The 1,569-nt window shown below is 62.5% G+C and carries 2 protein-coding genes; both read left to right on the top strand.

What is annotated here, in order from left to right; all coding sequences use genetic code 11:
* Positions 1 to 594, top strand: a 594-nt coding sequence (locus tag WCA53_RS03610; protein ID WP_423905546.1) for an enolase C-terminal domain-like protein, incomplete at its 5' end; no start/stop codon positions are given.
* Between the two features lie 55 nt (positions 595 to 649).
* Positions 650 to 1,558, top strand: a complete 909-nt coding sequence (gene catA, locus WCA53_RS03605) for a catechol 1,2-dioxygenase (RefSeq protein ID WP_423905544.1) — start codon at positions 650 to 652, stop codon at positions 1,556 to 1,558.
* Positions 1,559 to 1,569 lie beyond the last annotated feature (11 nt).

Below are 1,569 nucleotides of genomic sequence, written 5' to 3'. Positions count from 1 at the left end.
CGGGCCGTGGGTGAACAAGGCGAAGTGCGGGTCGACGTGAATCAGGCGTGGAGCGAATCGGACGCGGTGTGGGCCTGCCCGCGTCTCGCGGACGCCGGCGTGAGCCTTGTCGAGCAGCCCGTTTCCGCGGCGCACCCGCAGAGCCTCAAGCGGCTTACGCAACTGTCGCGCATCCCCATCATGGCGGACGAGGCGCTACATGGTCCGGGCGACGCGTTCGCACTCGCGAGCGAGCGTGCGGCCGACGTGTTCGCGGTCAAGATCGCGCAATCCGGCGGCCTGAGCGGTGCGGCCAGCGTGGCTTCAATCGCGCAGGCGGCCGGTATCGAACTGTACGGCGGAACGATGCTTGAAGGCGCGATCGGCACCATTGCCTCGGCGCAACTGTTCAGCACGTTCGACTCATTGAAGTGGGGCACCGAACTCTTCGGCCCGCTGCTTCTGACCCAGGAAATTCTCACTGAGCCGCTGCGCTACGAGGATTTCGCATTGCATTTGCCTCAGGGACCCGGGCTCGGCATCACGCTGAACTGGGATCTCATCAATCGCTTGCGGCGTGACACTCGCCGCGGCGCCACTTCGCTTGTGTCCTGAGGAACCACGCAAGCGTTAAAGCGAATACCCCTAGACCAATCCACGGAGACAAGTGATGGATAAGCAAAGCATCGACACCCTGCTGCAAAAAATCAATGACAGCGCGATCAACGAAGGTAACGACCGTGTCAAGACGGTGGTGAACCGCATTATCCGTGACCTGTTCTATACGATCGAAGAGCTTGACGTGCAGCCCGCCGAGTTCTGGACTGCGCTGAATTACCTTGCCGAAGCGGGCCAGTCAGGCGAATTCGGCCTGCTCGCGGCGGGCCTTGGCTTCGAGCACTTCATTGATCTGCGCATCGACGAAGCGGAAGCGAAGGCAGGCCTCAACGGCGGCACGCCGCGCACGATCGAAGGTCCGCTCTACGTGGCCGGCGCGCCGGAAACGCAAGGGCACGCGCGGCTTGATCAGGATGGCGAACCGGGCAGCCCGCTCGTCATGCGCGGGCATGTGGTCGACGAACAAGGCAAGCCGCTGGCGAATGCGCTGGTCGAAGTGTGGCACGCGAATCATCTGGGCAACTACTCGTACTTCGACAAGTCACAACCCGCTTTCAACCTGCGCCGCTCGATCCGGACCGACGCGCAAGGCGGCTATAGTTTCACCAGCGTGGTGCCGGTCGGCTACTCGGTCCCGCCGCAAGGCAAGACCCAGCAATTGCTCGATCAGCTCGGTCGCCATGGACATCGGCCCGCGCATATCCATTTCTTCGTGTCCGCGCCCGGATATCGCAAGCTGACCACACAGATCAACATCGACGGCGATCCGTACCTGTGGGACGACTTCGCATTCGCCACCCGTGACGGCCTGGTGCCGGCACTGAAACAAGGCGGCGCAGGCGATGGCAGGAAGTATGGCGTCGACGGCGAATTCACACTGATCGATTTCGATTTCACGCTGTTCAAGCAGCGCGACAGCCTGCAGGACACTGATATCGAACGTCCGCGCGCGGCCGCCTGATCTCCTGCACC

The sequence above is a fragment of the Caballeronia sp. genome, assembly GCF_049581465.1.
GTDB lineage: Bacteria > Pseudomonadota > Gammaproteobacteria > Burkholderiales > Burkholderiaceae > Caballeronia.
The sequence above is the reverse complement of the archived record's forward strand: the minus strand, read 5'-3'. Positions and strand labels throughout refer to the sequence as shown.